The organism is Burkholderia sp. Bp9031, from assembly GCF_003857965.1.
Classification (GTDB): domain Bacteria; phylum Pseudomonadota; class Gammaproteobacteria; order Burkholderiales; family Burkholderiaceae; genus Burkholderia; species Burkholderia ambifaria_A.
In genome coordinates, this window is the sequence record NZ_QTPW01000004.1 from 270591 (window position 1) to 286482 (window position 15892).

At 62.5% G+C, this 15892-nt stretch carries 14 protein-coding genes and 1 pseudogene; 2 read left to right on the forward strand and 13 right to left on the reverse strand.

The genetic code is table 11. From position 1 onward, the window contains the following. Positions 1 to 51 precede the first annotated feature (51 nt). The 10 genes from DIE15_RS07905 to DIE15_RS07955 form a co-directional block, all read right to left on the reverse strand. On the reverse strand, positions 52 to 804 hold the full coding sequence (locus DIE15_RS07905) for an SDR family NAD(P)-dependent oxidoreductase (RefSeq protein ID WP_124638255.1): 753 nt from the start codon (positions 802 to 804) through the stop codon (positions 52 to 54). Next, complete coding sequence (locus DIE15_RS07910; protein ID WP_124832853.1) at positions 788 to 3232, reverse strand: xanthine dehydrogenase family protein molybdopterin-binding subunit; 2445 nt, start codon at positions 3230 to 3232, stop codon at positions 788 to 790. The genes DIE15_RS07905 and DIE15_RS07910 overlap by 17 nt, the downstream gene beginning before the upstream one ends. Further along, positions 3225 to 3986: an N-acyl homoserine lactonase family protein gene (locus DIE15_RS07915; protein ID WP_124832854.1), complete on the reverse strand. Its 762-nt coding sequence runs from the start codon at positions 3984 to 3986 to the stop codon at positions 3225 to 3227. The genes DIE15_RS07910 and DIE15_RS07915 overlap by 8 nt, the downstream gene beginning before the upstream one ends. Continuing rightward, positions 3983 to 4516, reverse strand: a complete 534-nt coding sequence (locus DIE15_RS07920) for a (2Fe-2S)-binding protein (RefSeq protein WP_124832855.1) — start codon at positions 4514 to 4516, stop codon at positions 3983 to 3985. The genes DIE15_RS07915 and DIE15_RS07920 overlap by 4 nt, the downstream gene beginning before the upstream one ends. After that, positions 4513 to 5391 carry a xanthine dehydrogenase family protein subunit M gene (locus tag DIE15_RS07925; RefSeq protein ID WP_124832856.1) on the reverse strand — a complete coding sequence of 293 codons (879 nt, stop codon included), beginning with the start codon at positions 5389 to 5391 and terminating at the stop codon, positions 4513 to 4515. The genes DIE15_RS07920 and DIE15_RS07925 overlap by 4 nt, the downstream gene beginning before the upstream one ends. Before the next feature lie 11 nt (positions 5392 to 5402). Then, positions 5403 to 6944: an enoyl-CoA hydratase-related protein gene (locus DIE15_RS37350; RefSeq protein WP_221624161.1), complete on the reverse strand. Its 1542-nt coding sequence runs from the start codon at positions 6942 to 6944 to the stop codon at positions 5403 to 5405. A 38-nt stretch (positions 6945 to 6982) separates the two neighbouring features. Beyond that, a complete protein-coding gene (locus tag DIE15_RS07940) occupies positions 6983 to 7405 on the reverse strand; it encodes a thioesterase family protein (protein ID WP_124832900.1) in 423 nt (140 codons plus the stop codon). 11 nt (positions 7406 to 7416) lie between these two features. After that, on the reverse strand, positions 7417 to 8568 hold the full coding sequence (locus DIE15_RS07945; RefSeq protein ID WP_124832857.1) for an iron-containing alcohol dehydrogenase: 1152 nt from the start codon (positions 8566 to 8568) through the stop codon (positions 7417 to 7419). A 585-nt stretch (positions 8569 to 9153) separates the two neighbouring features. Then, a complete protein-coding gene (locus DIE15_RS38015) occupies positions 9154 to 10161 on the reverse strand; it encodes a helix-turn-helix domain-containing protein (RefSeq protein ID WP_124832858.1) in 1008 nt (335 codons plus the stop codon). Between the two features lie 59 nt (positions 10162 to 10220). Beyond that, complete coding sequence (locus DIE15_RS07955) at positions 10221 to 11210, reverse strand: XdhC family protein (RefSeq protein ID WP_260428209.1); 990 nt, start codon at positions 11208 to 11210, stop codon at positions 10221 to 10223. Positions 11211 to 11440: 230 nt separating this feature from the next. On the opposite strand from DIE15_RS07955, the pseudogene DIE15_RS07960 reads away from it, so the two are divergent. Both DIE15_RS07960 and istB read left to right on the forward strand, forming a co-directional pair. Next, positions 11441 to 11683, forward strand: a pseudogene (locus DIE15_RS07960) (IS21 family transposase); the annotation flags it as partial. After that, positions 11680 to 12501, forward strand: a complete 822-nt coding sequence (gene istB / locus DIE15_RS07965; RefSeq protein WP_124832860.1) for an IS21-like element helper ATPase IstB — start codon at positions 11680 to 11682, stop codon at positions 12499 to 12501. The pseudogene DIE15_RS07960 and the gene istB, both read left to right, overlap by 4 nt. A gap of 262 nt (positions 12502 to 12763) precedes the next feature. Here the strand turns inward: istB and DIE15_RS37550 are convergent, their stop codons facing one another. The 3 genes from DIE15_RS37550 to glcF form a co-directional block, all read right to left on the reverse strand. After that, positions 12764 to 13111, reverse strand: a complete 348-nt coding sequence (locus DIE15_RS37550) for a CBS domain-containing protein (protein WP_311771968.1) — start codon at positions 13109 to 13111, stop codon at positions 12764 to 12766. A gap of 467 nt (positions 13112 to 13578) precedes the next feature. Continuing rightward, the gene (locus tag DIE15_RS07975; RefSeq protein WP_124832861.1) at positions 13579 to 14445 is read right to left on the reverse strand and encodes a fumarylacetoacetate hydrolase family protein; all 867 of its coding nucleotides are present in this window, start codon (positions 14443 to 14445) and stop codon (positions 13579 to 13581) included. 117 nt (positions 14446 to 14562) lie between these two features. After that, on the reverse strand, positions 14563 to 15891 hold the full coding sequence (glcF, locus tag DIE15_RS07980; RefSeq protein ID WP_124832862.1) for a glycolate oxidase subunit GlcF: 1329 nt from the start codon (positions 15889 to 15891) through the stop codon (positions 14563 to 14565). Between the last annotated feature and the right edge of the window lies 1 nt (position 15892).

The following is a 15892-nucleotide window of genomic DNA, read 5'->3' on the forward strand; positions in this document are numbered from 1 at the left end:
GTCGGCGGCGCTGATATGTCAGTTGTCGGAAGGAAGCCGTGGGTTGCGCCGTCAGACCATACTGAAGCCGCCGCTGATGCTGATCACCTGACCGGTAATCCAGCTTCCCTTTTCCGATGCAAGCAGGACCGCCATGGGCGCAACATCATGCGGCTGACCGAGGCGTCGAAGCGGATAGAGCTTGACCAGCCGTTCCAGATTCGCCTCGAGAAATTCCGGATCGTGTGCAGTCTCGATCAGCCCGAGCGCGAGCGCATTTGCTGTCGTGCCCGAGCGGGTTTCCCGTGCGATCGACTTCATCAGCGCAATATTGGCCGCGCGCGCGGCCGCGCCGATCGCCAGGCCGGATTCACCTACCCGCGACGAATCTCCTGTGATCGTGATGATTCGGCCGCTGCCTTTCTGTCGTTCGAGATGAGGCAGCGCCGCATGCGTGCAGTTCAGCGTGCCGTAGAGGCAGACGTCGATCTGCTTGCGCCATTCGTCCGGCTGGGAATCGAGAAAGCGCTTGCGGATGACGAGCCCGGCGTTGTTGACAAGGATGTTGAGACCGCCAAAGACCTCGACGGTCTCGTCAATCATCTGATCCACGGCCCGACGGTCCGAGATGTCACAGCCGATCGCCATCCCTCGCCCGCCTTGCGCGCGGATCTCGTCCACGACCGCTTCGGCCGCGGCCTTCGATCCGTGATAGTTGACGACGACGCTCGCGCCCTCGGCAGCCAGGCCCAGTGCGATTTCACGGCCCACGTCCCGGGCGCCGCCTGTGACGAGCGCGACCTTTCCGTCAAGTCTGAATTCCATCTTGTTGCTCCTTGATTGATTCAATGAGGGATGAATGAATGAGGCGGTACAGACGTTCGGGCGTCACCGGCAGCTCCGATATGTCGACGTTCAACGGCGACAGGGCATCGGCAATCGCATTCGCGATGGCCGCGGGCGAGCCGATCGTCCCGCCCTCGCCCATGCCGCGAAAGCCGCCCAGCGTGTTGGGTGCCAGTTTCTCGAGGTGCACGAGATCCAACGTCGGGACCTCCGGTGCCGAAGGCAGCAGGTAATCGACCAGGCTCGCGGTCAGCAGTTGGCCGTCGGCGTCGTACACGACTTCTTCGAGCAGTGCCGCACCGATGCCCTGTGCCACGGCGCCACGCGTCTGCCCCGCGACGATCAACGGATTGATCACCCGTCCGCAGTCCTCCGCGATCACGTATCGCTGAACGTGAACGCCATACGTGTCGGGATCGATTTCCACCTGAACGAGATGCGTCGACGAACTGGTCGTGCCTACCACCGGGTCGTACACCCGACTGACGCAAAGGTCCTCCCGGAACTCCAGCGGCACGCGTCCCATTTGCGAATAGAGCGCCTTTGCCAGCTCAGCGAACGTGAGACGGGCGTCGCGCCAGCGCACGCGAATGACGCTCTCGACCACGTCGAGATCCTCCGGCGACACGTCGAGCAGGTGGCCTGCGACGCGCAGCATCCGTGCACGAAGCTCGCGCGCTGCCAGCATTCCCGCCCCGCTGCTGATGACGGCCGTCCGGCTGGCATAACTGCCGGTACCGTGCGGTACTGCGGCACTATTGCCAGTGATCACGCGCAGATCTTCGATGCGCGCGCCGAGTTCGTCGGCCAGCACCTGAGCGAGTGTCGTCTCGTGCCCCTGACCATGCGATGCGCAGCCGAACGATGCCGTGACCGCTCCGGTCGAATCGAGCTGGATCACGCATGTATCCGTGCCGGTGTTGATCGGCATGCCTGGCGATGCCGAAATGCGCGAGCCGATGCCGGACAGTTCCGCATAGCAGGCGACGCCGATACCGACCCAGCGCCCTTCGGCACGCGCCTGCGCCTGTGCCTGCCTCGCGGCGGAGTAGTCGAACCGCTCCTTGGCCGCCTCGAGTCCTTCGATGAACGCCGATTGATCCCACACGATGCCGACCGGCGTCCGATACGGGAACTCCTCGGGACGCACAAGGTTGCGCAACCGCAACTCCGTCGGGTCCACTCCGAGACGCTTTGCCGCCAGATCCATCAGGCGCTCCATCGCGAATGTCGAGGTCGGGCGTCCGACGCCGCGATAGGGTCCGGTCGGCGCCTTGGGTGTCGTCACCCCGCGAACGTGTCCTTGATACGCGGGGACCCGGTACGGCCCGGGCAGAAAACTGATGACCTGTACCGGCTCGATGCCGGCGGTCCATGGATAGATCGAATACGCGCCCACATCGCCGATCACTTCGGCACGCAGCCCCAGAATCCGGCCATCGCTATCCAGTGCGAGTTCGGCATCAACCCGTTCGTCGAAGGCCTGGCTCGTCGACAGCATGTCCTCGAGCCGATCACCGCTCCAGCGCACCGGGCGCCCGACCTTTCGCGCGAGCACGCATACGAGCATCTCCTCCTGATAGACCGAGGTCTTGCCGCCGAATCCGCCCCCAACATCGGGCGCGATGACCGTCAGACGGTTGCCCGGCATGTCAAGCAGATCCGCCATCGCGTCGCGCACGATGCCCGGTATCTGGCTCGACGTGTAGAGCGTCAGGGCGTCCCGGCCCGGATCCACTTCCGCGATATAGGTGCGCGGCTCCATCGCGGTCGGCATCTTCCGGTGAAACCGGAACCGGCCGCCAACGGTGACGGGCGCGTTCGCGAATGCTTCGTCGATCTCACCGCGCACGAACCGTCGTTCGACCAGCACGTTGCTCGTCAACCCGTCGTGCAGCAGTGGCGCGCCAGGCTGTGCCGCCGCCTCGGCATCGGTCTCGACCGGCAGCGGTTCGTATTCGATCTCGATCGCATCCCGCGCATCCTCGGCGAGATAGCGGCTCTCAGCGAGCACCGCGATGACCGGTTCGCCAACGAAGTGCACGACACCGTCCGCCAGCGCATGAATCGGCGTGGGTTGATAATCCGCCATGCGCGATACCGCGACAGCCGGCTTGACGAGGCCAGCCAGATCGGCCCACGCATAGATGCCGAATACACCTTCCATGCCGCGTGCAGCGTCGGCACGCACGGCGCGGATGCGCGCATGCGCCTGGTCGCTGCGCACGATCGCGAGATGAAGTGCATTTCCGGCCGGCCGATCGTCGACATAACGTCCGAGTCCGGTGAGCAGTCTCGCGTCCTCGAATCGGCGCACCGGCCGCCCGACAAAACCGCCGCGCGGCTGTTCGTCGATGCCGACATCGGCGTCCGGCGGCGCGCCAGGATCACGACGCGGCTTACTCATACGCGTGAGCCCCCTTGCGAAGCGTCTCCCACTGTTGCGGATCGTGGCCGAAGATCACGCTCGCGCCATCTCGTTCGAGCCTCCGGACTTCGTTGAGAGATGACAACGCGGCATCCGAGTCCCACGTGTTGCGCGGCATCACTTCGCGCGTCAGATTCTCGCGCAGCGCAACGGCGTCGGCAGCAAGCAGGAAGGCGCCGTCACGCTCCAGCGTCGCGAGCATGCCCATGCTCCCTGGCGTATGCCCCGGCAACGGGACCAGCAGCATCTTTCCATCGCCGAAGACGTCGCGCTCCCCGTCGATGAGTTCGGTCGGCATCGGATGCTGCCAGTCGGCGGGAATATAGCCGCGTTGCAGTGCCTCCTCTCCCTGGGCGGCCGCCAGCTCCTTTGCATGACAGAAGAACGTCGCTCTCTTGAAGAACGCATTGCAGCCGCAATGATCGGAGTGCAGATGGGAGTTGACGACTACATCGACATCGTCCGGCCCGAGCCCGAGCGTTTTCAACTCCGAGATGACGTTGTCTTCCGGTCCGGCGATCGGCGTCATGCCCTTCGCCATCGCCCCCCAGCGAGCGGCGGCATCGTCGACGACCTGCGGATGGCATCCGGTGTCGAACAATACGTTTCCCTGACCATGCCGAAACAGCATGCATGCCACCGGCAGATCGATCGTTTCGCTTCGCTCGGCTTGCGGCAGATAGACACTCTTGCGCATCCGGAGCCGGCCGCCATTCAGAACATGCATTTTCATCGTTGGTTATCCTCGGTTGGCTCGGATCCGGCGGCCTGCCGCAATGCGTCGCGCGCCGTTACGCAAACACGGACGGCTTCGACGATGCCCTGGTAGCCGGTACAGCGGCAAAGATTTCCGGACAGCGCGTCGCGAATCTCGTCATCGCTGTCGAGCGGGTATTTCTGCAACGCATCGGTGCAGGTCGCCAGCATGCCGGGCGTACAGAACCCGCACTGAAGGCCATGATGTTCACGGAACGCCTCTTGCAGCGGGCTCAGCGAATCGGGCGTGCCCATGCTCTCCACGGTACGCACGTCGCAACCGTCGGCCGAGATCGCCAGCATCAGGCAGGACCGCACGCTATCGCCGTCGACGATCACCGTGCAAGCCCCGCATACGCCGTGCTCGCATCCGACGTGCGTGCCGGTCAGCGACAGGTCGTGTCGCAAGAAATCGGACAGAAGCAGGCGCGGTTCGACGCTGCACTCGACGACCGTGCCATTGACGATCATCCAGACGGGCTTGCGGGCAATGTCACGTTCGGTCATTGCGCGACTCCTGAAGCACGGCACCATGCGCTGCGTATCGCGCGCCGCGCCAGCACGCCCGCGAGATGGCGGCGGTACGCCGGCGAAGCATGCAGATCCATGGCGGGAGACAGTCCGTCACACGCGATTTCCGCCGCCTCCTCCACGAGCGCGTCGGACAACGGCTTGCCGCGCAGGATCGCTTCCGAGTCACTGCGCCGCAACGGCGTGTCGCCTACTCCCATCATCGCGACGCGCGCATCGTGAATGACGCCGTCGCGGACATCTAGCAGCACGCCCACGGCGGCCAGCGCAAAGTCGCCTGCGCGACGCGAGAATTCCTCGAAACACCAGCCGGTCCCGGGCTTCACGCCCGGAAAATCGACGCGAACGACCATCTCGTCATCGTCGAGCCTCGTCGTGAGTGGCGCGATGAAGAAATCGGCCGCCGCAATCCTGCGCTCGCCGCGGGGCGAACGCGTGACGATCGTCGCATCCAGCAATCGCGCCAGCATCGGCAACTCCGCAGCCGGATCGGCATGCGACAGGCTTCCGCCGATCGTGCCGCGATTCCGGATCGCGAGGTGGGCGACATGGCGCATCGTGTCAGGAATGATCGGAAAACGTCGGGCGACCTGGCGCGACGTCTCGAGCACGCGGTGACGCGTCAGCGCACCCACCGCGAGTCCGCCGTCATCACGCTCGCGCACGTAGTCGAGTTCAACCAGTTTGCGGATGTCGACGATCATCGCGGGACGAACGACCCGAAAATTCAGCATCGGCATCAGGCTTTGGCCGCCGGCCATCAATTGCGCATCGCCGCGGCAGGCCACCAGCACGGCGATCGCCTCGTCGACGGAGTCCGGGCAACAATAGTCAAACGGTGCCGGTTTCATCGTTTCCTCCGTCAACGTCCCTGGAATTTCGCCGAGCGCTTTTCCGCGAATGCGGCCCGGCCTTCCCGATAGTCGTCGCTACTGGCTGCCGCCGCGATCATTGCTTCGGCTCTATCGAGATCCAACGCGCCGGTGCCCATTGCCATCCCGTTCAGCTGGTATTTCGCTCCCGCCAGGCTCAGCGGCGCATTGGCCGCCATCGTTCTCGCGAACGCGCGCGCATCGGCCATCGGATCGCTCGTCCTTGCGCGCGGCTTGCCGCCGGTCACACGCTGCCACCATGAGAGCGGCGCAACCTGCGCGTCGTCTCCCGCGATCCGGTCCACGAATCCGATGTCGCGTGCCGCACGCGCGTCGAATCGCTCTGCGCCGTAGAGGATCTTCTTCGCTTGCGACACCCCCACCAACGACAACAGCTTTCGCGTTCCACGCACGCCGTAGATGATGGACAGGCGCGCCGCAGGAATGCCGAACGTGGCGTCGGGTGCCGCGAAGCGGAAGTCGCACGACATCGCCAGATGCGCGCCTCCGCCCAGGCAGTAGCCCCGCAATACGGCGATGGTCGGCTTCGAGATGTTCGCGATCGCATCGCAGCACGCATCCACCGCAATCTCGTACGCATTCGCCTGGCCGGCGTCGGCGCGCACCTTCTCGAACTCGGAGATGTCGGCGCCGGCGCAAAAGTCGTCGCCCGCGCCTGCCAGCAACACGGTACGCACCTCGGGATTTCGTTCGAGAGCGGTCATAATCGACGGCATCGCAAGCCACATCCCGTATGTCATCGCGTTGCGACTGCGCGGCCGGTTCAAGGTGACGACCGCGATCTGATCGGAGATCCACACCTTGATCTTCTCGGTCATCAACGCATCCGTCACCTCCGCCTGAAGATCGGCCAGCGGGGCCGCAGGGGTGCCGTCCGCTCCGGAGGAGCGAGCCTGCGGCGCAGCGCTGCCGACGGATTCCACGCGTTGCCGCGCCGCCGCGGGTTCGGCGGCGACGGCCAATTCCGCGTGAGCCGGCGCAACGAGCGGACGCTCGATCGACACGGCCGCCATCAGTGCATCGATGCCGATCGTCGATGACGACGTCTCCTGTTCGCCATTGGCCACTTTCGTGCCGACCTGCCTCGCGAACAGATCGAAGAAATCGTCCGCCGACTTGCGCGCCGCCGCATCGATCATTCGCGAGCCCAACTGCGCCAGCTTGCCGCCGACGTTTGCCTTGACGCCGTATCGAAGCAGCGTGACATCCTGCTCCAGCGCTTCGAGCGCCACGTCGATGTCGGCACGCGCGAAGCCTGCCGCGCCGCCGGACCCTTCACCCGTCAGCGTGTAACTGACGGGCGCAGTGATGTTGGACAACGTCACCTTGCCGGCGAACCGCGCCTTGATCGGCCCGACCTTCGACACCACCGTCGCGGTAAATTCGTTGTCCGCGCTCTTCTCGAGCACTTCGCACCCTGGAATGCTGGCCTGCAGCACCGCCGGATCGTTGAGCGCGTTCCACACGGTCTCGCGGGATGCCTGCAACCGTGCCTCTCCTGCCATTTCCATTTGTTCTCTCCTCCAGGACACCTGTCGTGACCGGCGCGTCAGGCCATCAACGACAGCAAGACTTGCCGGGCATCGTGCGGAATCGGCACCGGACCGTTCGTTGCCCGATCGACATAGACGTGTACGAACTCGCCGATCGCCGAAGCCGTATCAGCATCGTTGCGAAACAGCGCGACCTCGTAGCGCACGCTACTGTTGCCGAGGTGCACGACCTTCATGCCGACGTGGACGACGTCGGGAAAGCCGATCGACGAGAAGTACATGCAACGCGTGTCGACCACGAGCCCGATGACGGGACTGGTTGCAATATCGAGCACGCCACGTTCGATCAAATGCCGATTGACCGCCGTATCGAAGTACGCGTAATAGACGACGTTGTTCACGTGCCCGTAGGAATCGTTGTCGGACCAGCGCGTCTGGATAGCGCTGAAGTGCGGATATTGGGTGCGACGCGACGGCATTTTTTTCTGAGTCACAGAACCTCCTCGTAGAGCGCAGCCGCATCCTGAAGGGAAATCTCGCGCGGGTTGTTCACGAGCAGACGGGTTTGACGCATCGCGTCCTCCGCCAGTGTCGCGATATCGCCGCGGCTGATACCGACGTCCGACAACCGCGTCGGCAAGCCGAGCGCCTTCGGCAGTGCAGTCAGCCGCTCGACCAGTGCATTCGCACGCGCACCGGTATTTCCCGTGACGTCGGGCATCAGAACGGCGGCAAGCTCCGCATACCGGTCGGCCGCCGCATCGAGGTTGAAACGCATGACCGCCGGCAGAACGAGCGAGTTCGACAGCCCGTGCGGAACATGAAAGCGTGCGCCCACCGGATAGGCCAGCGCGTGCACCCCTGCTACGGGCGCATTGGCGAACGCCAGGCCGGCCAGCATTGCGCCGAGCAGCATTGCCTGGCGTGCGTCGCGATTGGTGCCGTTGGCACAAGCCTCGCCGATGTTGGCGCCGAGCAAGCGAAGCGCTTCCTTCGCGAGGCAATCGGAGACCGGATTCTTCAGGCGCTTGCTGGTGTACGCCTCGATCGCATGAACCATCGCGTCGATGCCCGTCGCCGCCGTGACGGCGGGCGGCAGGCTCAACGTCAGATCCGCATCGAGCACGGCGACGTCCGGCAGCAGAACGGGCGAGACAACGCCCTTCTTTTCTCCGTCTCCGGTCGTCACGATAGAAATCGGCGTGACCTCGGATCCCGTTCCCGCAGTCGTAGGCAGCAATACCAGCGGGAGCCGCGGCCCCTTCGCGACGCCCACGCCGTAGACGTCGTCGAGCTTTTCCGTCCGGTGCGCGAGAAGCGCCACCAGTTTCGCGACGTCGAGTGAGCTGCCGCCGCCGATACCGACCACGCAGTCGGCCCGGGCGGACACCGCCGCATCGGCCGCACTGTTCACAACGTGAGCCGGCGGATCGGCCTGCACGTCCGCATGCACCGTAACGGCCGTGCCGGCTGCCTCGAGGCTTTCAAGAGCCGGTTTCAGCAGACCGTTATCGACGATGCCGCGATCGGTCACGAGAAAGACCGCGCGACAACCCAGCCGGCCGACGATTTCCCCAAGTCGGGCCGAGGCGCTAGCCTCGACGATCGTAGACCTGTTCGACTGAAACTCAAATGCGTTCAATTTTGCTCCTCTACTGATCACGGAATCACTGAATCGACGACGACGTCGTGACGACAAACTAACTTGCATAAGTGGACTATAGCGAGTGAAATTCTGATTTGCAAGTCCCTTGTTCGACAACTTGTCATGTAGACGCCGCGCGGCTATCTAGCCGTGATTTACCGATTTATTGAAGCATTCCGCGCGGATTCGGCCGTCGCTTTCGTGGGGAGCGCAGCCGTTCCAATATGAAATCGCGAACGTAGATATCGCTTGCATTTCCGATACGTTCCCAGTTGTTGCGTACCGGACATGCCTACACGGTTAACGTCCGCTGAGAGGTCGAATCGGGATGCGGCAAGTCCGCGCGGGCGACTGGATGCACGTGGCGACACGTGCAGTCGATCCGGCGCACCAAACCATGAGGAAGGGGAAAAAGGAGATGACGAGGCAAATCGGCACGCGCGCGGTCCGCCGGCGCGATTTGAACGAGACACCCAGCCGGCCGCCAGGCCCACCGGGCGAGAAGACAGCCGCCGCCATCCTGATGAATCGAACTGCCGCCGTACGCGCGCTCGGGCGCCACGCGGCACCAAGAAGCGCGAGTCAGGCGACGTCGAGCTCTACCGGCAACGCATACCGCAGCACGTATGACATTTCACGCGGATCGAGTTCGGTGCCGCATTTGTCGCATACGACGATTGCATGAAAATCGTGGTCACACTCTCGGTGCCGGAGTTTCAACGGTGCTTTTCCCCCAGACAGCCACTTGTCACCCCAGGCCATCATCACCAGCAGCGGCCCATACAAGTCGCGGCCTATTTCGGTCAGCCGGTACTCGTAACGCTTCGGCTTCTCCTGATACAGCCGCTTCTCCGCGATACCCTGCTCGACGAGTCGCTGCAGTCGGTCCGACAGGATGTTGGTAGCGATACCCAGGCGCGACTGAAACTCGTCGAAGCGTCGAACACCGTAAAAGAATTCCCGGATCACGAGGAAACTCCAGCGGTCACCGATGATCTGCAACGTTCGCGCGACCGAGCATGGGCGAATGCGCTCGAGAACGCTCACGTCCGAATTCCGGCGCGAGCGCTTGCGTTCGACGCTACGCTCCTCGCCACCCGCCCCCGGCCCGTCGCGATAGTGGACGGACCTCGGGTCAATGCCGGCGTGGCAGTGCGAGCACACGACGCGCGGTGCGCAATCGCATTTGCAAGTCTTGTGAATGAGCTTCAACGGAGGCTGCGCGCCCCCCGCAAGCCAACGGTCGCCGAAGGCGAGCAGCGCGATCATCGTCGCGTACAGGTCGCGGCCTTGCTCCGTGAAACGGTACTCGTGGCGGGCACCGCCCGTCGACGGAAGCTGTTTCTTCAGTATGCCCAGGGTCGTGAATTTCTTGAGCCGCTCCATCAGCGTGGTACGCGGCACCTGCAGGATGCTTTGGAACTGCTCGAATCGCCTGACGCCGAAAAAGCACTCCCGCAGCACCAGAAATCCCCACGCATCCGACAATATCTCGACGGTTCTCGCAACCGACGAATAGCGCTCGATTGATGCAAAACGTGCATCCGACGCGCTGTGGCTCGACGATTCGAGCATGGCGGGTTTAACCATAAGTTTATCGAAAAAATTTCATCTGCCATTCGCGCAACGCAACACAGGTGCGCGTGCCCCTATTCGATCCGTTGCGGCACCGATGGCGCATCGCGAAGCGTGTGCGACTGCACGACCGGCACGCCGTAACGGTGCGAAGTCATCTCTGCCATGATCGCCACCGCAATCTCCGGCGGCGTCCTGGCTCCGATGTGAAGCCCGATCGGACCATGAAGCGCTGCAACCTGCGTATCGGTCAAGTCAAACAGCTTGAGCCGTTCCCGACGCTTCGCGTTATTCGCACGCGAGCCGACCGCTCCCACGTAGAACGCCGGAGATTTGAGCGCCTCGATCAACGCAAGGTCGTCGATCTTCGGATCGTGCGTCAACGCCACCACGGCCGTGTTCGGATCCAGACCGACTCGCTCGATCAGGTCGTCGGGCATTTCGCGAAATACTTCGGTATGAGCCACGGACCATTCCCTGAGATATTCTTGACGCGGGTCGCAAACGATGACGTGATAGCCCAGCGCCACTGCCATGCGCGCAACATATTCGGACAGTTGCCCCGAACCGATGATCAGGAGGCGATGGCTGGGCCCGTAACATGCGCGCAACGACACGCCGTCGAACGAGGTCGGGGCTGCCGAATCGGTCGGCGTCACGTCGGCTTCGCCGGTATTGGCGTTCACGTTGCGGATCACAGCCCGGCCACGCCTGACCCATTCCAGCACCTCGTCCAGGCGCGACGATATCCGGACCGGTTCCACGAGAATCATCAGCGTGCCGCCGCACGGAAGACCGAAGCGATGCGCGTCGCCTGCCGAGAGGCCATAGGTTACAACGGTCGGCGTCGAGCCCGAAAATCCGACGCGCCACACGCGCTCGATCAGATCGTCCTCGAGACACCCGCCCGATACGGAACCCTTCACGGCACCATCGTCACGCAGCGCGACCATCGCGCCGATCGGGCGAGGCGCCGAGCCCCACGTCTTCAGAACCGTGCCGAGCATCACCGCGCGCCCAGAGCGATGCCACATGACGGCAGTTTCCAGTACGTCTCGATCCATGCTGTCCAACGCAGTTTCCCTCCACGGCCCTTCCACAGTACGCCATTTAGTTCATTTATGCAAGTCACATGCGCCTGACACACGTGAGAAAGTTTGCCGCTGGTTTCGACCTTCATAGCCATTGGCCCGGAGGGAGAGGCTTCGAGTTGCTGCGACAGTTCGGGCAACCGTAGACCAAAATAAAGTCGTCACCGTTTATGAAGTAAAGATGTCACTTCGCCAGTCTCGGTCGACTGACGCAACGCGACGCGTGCAGGACCATGGTCGGACTGCTTGAGATTGCCGCGCTGGATGGCGTCGAAGCCGTGCTGGCCGCACGCCTGAACGCATTGCTGGTCGACGGCAGCTTGCCGGATCTGAAGGCGTTGCGCGAGGAATTTGCGCCGCGCCAGGTCGACTGCCCGGTGGTCCATGTCGAGATTCCGCCTGCCAGCTGCTATGACGCGCTGCTGGGCAAGCAGGTGGCAGCATGACTACGCCCGCTTACGATGCCGGCCGTCTGGCCCTGATGCTCAATGAATTGCGCCTGCCGACCATCGCTCGCCTGTGGCCCGAGTTTGCCCAGCGCTCCGACAAGGAAGGCTGGCAGGCCACGCGACTGCTCGGCGCACTGCTTGAGCACGAACTCGCCGAGCGCGCCAAGCGGCGCATTGAGCGGCACCGTGCCGAGTCCCATCTGGATCCGACCAAGACACTGGCCACCTTCGACTTCGGCATGGTGCCAATGGTCTCCAAAGCCCACGTGATGGCACTGGCTACCGGCGATTCGTGGCTCGAGAAAGGCGCCACCGTGCTCCTGTTCGGCCCGCCTGGGGTCGGCAAGAGTCACCTTGCGGCTGCCATCGGACACGCGCTGATCGACGCTGGCTACCGCGTGCTGGCCACACGGACCAGTGAGATCGTGCAGAAGCTGCAGGCTGCGCGTCAGAGCCTGCAATTGCCGTCAGCGCTCGCCAAGCTCGACCGCTTCGACCTGATCATCCTGGACGACCTGTCGTACGCCCGCAAGGACCAGGCCGAAACCAGCGTGCTGTTCGAACTGATCGCCGAAAGATACGAGCGCCGCAGCCTTCTGATTACGGCCAACCAGCCGTTTTCGGGCTGGAACGACGTGTTTCCGGATCCCGGCATGACCGTCGCCGCGATCGACCGGCTCGTCCATCATTCGACGATCTTCGAGATGAACGTCGAAAGCTACCGCCGTCGCACGGCCAGCGACAAACAGACCAGCCGGCGCCGACAATCATCCAGCGACAACCACCAGGAAGGAGCGACAAACATGGCCGAATAACCACCGACAATCACCCGGTCGACCGGCCAAGATGGTTGTCGGTAAACCGGCCATGCTGCTTGACGCTATCTATAAAGTTCTAACCGAGCCCGGCTTCGCGAAGACCAGTGTCAATTCCCTGGAGCGGTGACAGCCGCCGGCCACGCGTTGTGCGGAACCTCCGTTTGAAAGGACGATCGTGGCGTAGTGATAAGGTTCCCTATCATCCGCACCGTTCTCTCCGATTTGTGCGCGTGTTTGGGACACCTTCTCGTCGCTACATTTAACGACTGAAACGGTCTCGACGCGTCCCAACTAGAGATTTGAGCGGCTGGTCCAGTGGATCAGTCTGCCGATAGCGAAGTCTGGTATCGCCTATCAAGCGGCGGGATCGCTCTGGTTCTTGTAGCACTTGCCAATTGGGCGACGGCCACCCGAAGGGAGTAGGCACATCATGAGCGGTGAAGTCGGGACGGGTACCTTCTCTCACGATGCAAAGCAGCCTGCCATCTGCATCTACCACCGGAAACGCGCTAATTGAGTGCTCGGCGAGCAGTTTGGCTGCTTCCTGCACGCCCATCTCCGGAGTAGCGAAAATGACCGAGGTTGTCATCACGTCACGCGCCCACATGAGATTTCTCCCGCAATGCGTTGGACACTAACAGGCACGCCTTCGTCAATACCGTCAAAGATACCGGAGAATCCGGCCGGCTGTTGCCGGCACTGGAGAGGCCGCACCGGAAAATCAAGGCTTGTTTTCATTGAAGATCCACGAAGACCGCACATCTCGATAACGGCCATTGCAGAGATACCGTCATCGATACCGTCGGGTCACACACGGGATCGCGAAAATTGCTACATGCGCTCCCAATGACAGCGTTAATTCCGACGCTTCAGGGGCAGCGGGGCTGAATCCGGCGGCCGGGCGATACAGGTGCCAGAGACGCCCTTCGAAGAACTTGGGTGAACGCGCCACGTAGAAAACCAGCAGACGCCACTTCCAGAGCGCTGGCATCGCCGCTCACACGCAGTCGGAATCCGATCATGCGTATGATGCGGCGACAGTCAATCTACACAGGGCATGCTCGACACGTTCGATCAGTTGTGAGTGCCGGCAGCCGATGCAACCGGGTTTCGCAACACGCCAAGCCGTTCAATTGCGACTTCGCATACGTCACCAGACTTCATCCAGAGCTGAGGATCTCGTGCCATCCCGATCCCGGCCGGCGTCCCGGTGACGATTACATCGCCGGGTTGTAGCGTCATCACGTCGCTCAACAATGCGACCAGCGTCGCAACATCAAATATCATGTCGGACGTCGACGCGTCCTGGACGACTTCCCCGTTCAGGCGTGTCTGGATCCGTAATCCATCACAGCCTGCCGGCAATTCATCCGCAGTGACGAACCACGGCCCGAATGCCCCTGTTCCATCGAAGTTCTTGCCCATCGTCCACTGCGGCGTACGGAACTGATAGTCACGCAGCGTCGCATCGTTGAAGATTGAATAGCCAGCTACGTGATCGAGTGCCCGCTCACGCGAGATTCCGCGGCCGCCTTTCCCGATCACTGCTGCCAGCTCGCCCTCGTAATCGAGTTGAGTGGATTGCGTCGGCAGCGTTATTGGTTCGCCGTGTCCAATCAGGCTCGACGTAAACCGGGCGAATACAGTCGGATATGTCTGCTTCGTAAAACCTGTTTCGTTCGAGTGGTCAAGGTAGTTCAGCCCCACGCACAAGATCTTGTTTGGATGCTTGAATGGCGGCAGCAGACGCACCGAGTCGAGATCGATTCGCGTTCCGCGCGCGAGGCGATCAGCTGCCTCGACAAGATCGGCACCCTGCGCCAGCATCGTGTCCAGATCCCTGGGAGCGTCCGAATCCTCGGCTGATGGGCCGAACCATTCCCCATTTCGTTCGACGGCCAAACCACGAAAACCGTACTTTTCATACGCAGCAAATCGCATAGCATGCTCCTTATTCGACATCTGAGAAGATGTCGGTTACCTCGTCAAAATCGTCTCTAGGCATATCACCAGCGCAGCCGACGGTGTGCCCCGCATCCCCGGCATGTCGAGACATCGCTATTCGGCGTGGTACGAGCCGCGCGTCTTGATGATGTCTTGCAATGCTCCGGGCAACGGCCCACCAGTCGCCCAGTCGAGCAACTGCACTGTATGCACGAAAGGCATGCTGATCGCATCAGCAAGCTGGGTCATGCAACCGATGTTGCCGCTCGCTGCAATTGTGGCGCCTGTTGCACTGATCGCCGCGACCTTGCGCCGCTTCAACTCGTCCGCGATCTCGGGTTGCAGCAGGTTGTAAACACCGGCCGACCCGCAGCACATGAAGTTGTCCGACGGTTGGACGACGTCGAACCCCGCGGCATTCAGCAAATCGATCGGCTGATGCACTATCCGCTGGCCGTGTTGCATCGAACACGCCGCGTGATAGACAACTCGAAACCCAGGCACAATAACTGGCGTCCGAAGTCCGATCTGCGTCATGAACTCCGAAATGTCCCTGGCAAGTGCGCTGATGCGCGCCGCCTTATCCTTCCACGCAGGATCAAGCCGCAATGCATGACCGTAAGCCTTGAGCGACGTACCGCATCCAGACGTGTTGACGATGATGGCGTCGAGCCCCTCCGGCCCGTCGGCCTCACGCAACCACGCATCGATATTCGACTTTGCCAACTGCAGTGCCTGCGCTTCATGCCCCATGTGCTCGGCCGGTGCCCCACAGCACCCAGCACCTCGCGCGATAACGACTTCGACACCGTGCCGCTGCAACAGCCTGATCGTCGCTTCGTTGATGGCAGGATCCAGTACAGTTTGCACACAACCATTCAGCAAACTCACGCGCGCACGCCGCGGCCCTTGCGCGGGAAACACCTGCGGTCGGTCGACTGGGCTTGCCTTCGGGAGTTGCTTGCGAGGAGTCATCTCCAGCATCGCGCGCGGCGTGCCGCCGAACACCGACCGCAGCGGCCAGAACAGCCGACCGACAGCCAGTGCGGCACGAAACATTCCGCGCCTCGGAATCAGTCCGGCCAGTGCGCGGCGGGTCGCCCGCTGCACGAGCGGCCGGCGATAATGGTTCTCAACGTACTCGCGGCCATGTGTGATCAACTTCGAATACTGTACGTCGGACGGACAGATCGCCTCGCACGCGAGACAAGTCAGGCAGCGATCGAGGTGCTCGACCGTCTTCGGGTCCGGGGCGCCGCCCGACTCATACATGTTCCTCATCAAGACGATGCGCCCACGCGGGCTGTCGTTCTCGTCGTGGCGAACTTGATAGGTTGGGCAGTGCGAAAGGCAAGTGCCGCAATGTACGCAACTGCGGATGATGTCGTTCGACAGCGCGATATCAGGGTCGATTAGTACGGTGTCGCGAATGCGGGTTCTCATG

Excerpts from the sequence above, each read along its gene's own strand:
- DIE15_RS07905 (WP_124638255.1), bottom strand. The coding sequence starts at position 804 with ATGGAATTCAGACTTGACGGAAAGGTCGCGCTCGTCACAGGCGGCGCC.
- DIE15_RS07910 (WP_124832853.1), bottom strand. The coding sequence starts at position 3,232 with ATGAGTAAGCCGCGTCGTGATCCTGGCGCGCCGCCGGACGCCGATGTC.
- DIE15_RS07915 (WP_124832854.1), bottom strand. The coding sequence starts at position 3,986 with ATGAAAATGCATGTTCTGAATGGCGGCCGGCTCCGGATGCGCAAGAGT.
- DIE15_RS07920 (WP_124832855.1), bottom strand. The coding sequence starts at position 4,516 with ATGACCGAACGTGACATTGCCCGCAAGCCCGTCTGGATGATCGTCAAT.
- DIE15_RS07925 (WP_124832856.1), bottom strand. The coding sequence starts at position 5,391 with ATGAAACCGGCACCGTTTGACTATTGTTGCCCGGACTCCGTCGACGAG.
- DIE15_RS37350 (WP_221624161.1), bottom strand. The coding sequence starts at position 6,944 with ATGGAAATGGCAGGAGAGGCACGGTTGCAGGCATCCCGCGAGACCGTG.
- DIE15_RS07940 (WP_124832900.1), bottom strand. The coding sequence starts at position 7,405 with ATGCCGTCGCGTCGCACCCAATATCCGCACTTCAGCGCTATCCAGACG.
- DIE15_RS38015 (WP_124832858.1), bottom strand. The coding sequence starts at position 10,161 with ATGGTTAAACCCGCCATGCTCGAATCGTCGAGCCACAGCGCGTCGGAT.
- DIE15_RS07955 (WP_260428209.1), bottom strand. The coding sequence starts at position 11,210 with ATGGATCGAGACGTACTGGAAACTGCCGTCATGTGGCATCGCTCTGGG.
- istB (WP_124832860.1), top strand. The coding sequence starts at position 11,680 with ATGACTACGCCCGCTTACGATGCCGGCCGTCTGGCCCTGATGCTCAAT.
- DIE15_RS37550 (WP_311771968.1), bottom strand. The coding sequence starts at position 13,111 with ATGTGGGCGCGTGACGTGATGACAACCTCGGTCATTTTCGCTACTCCG.
- DIE15_RS07975 (WP_124832861.1), bottom strand. The coding sequence starts at position 14,445 with ATGCGATTTGCTGCGTATGAAAAGTACGGTTTTCGTGGTTTGGCCGTC.
- glcF (WP_124832862.1), bottom strand. The coding sequence starts at position 15,891 with ATGAGAACCCGCATTCGCGACACCGTACTAATCGACCCTGATATCGCG.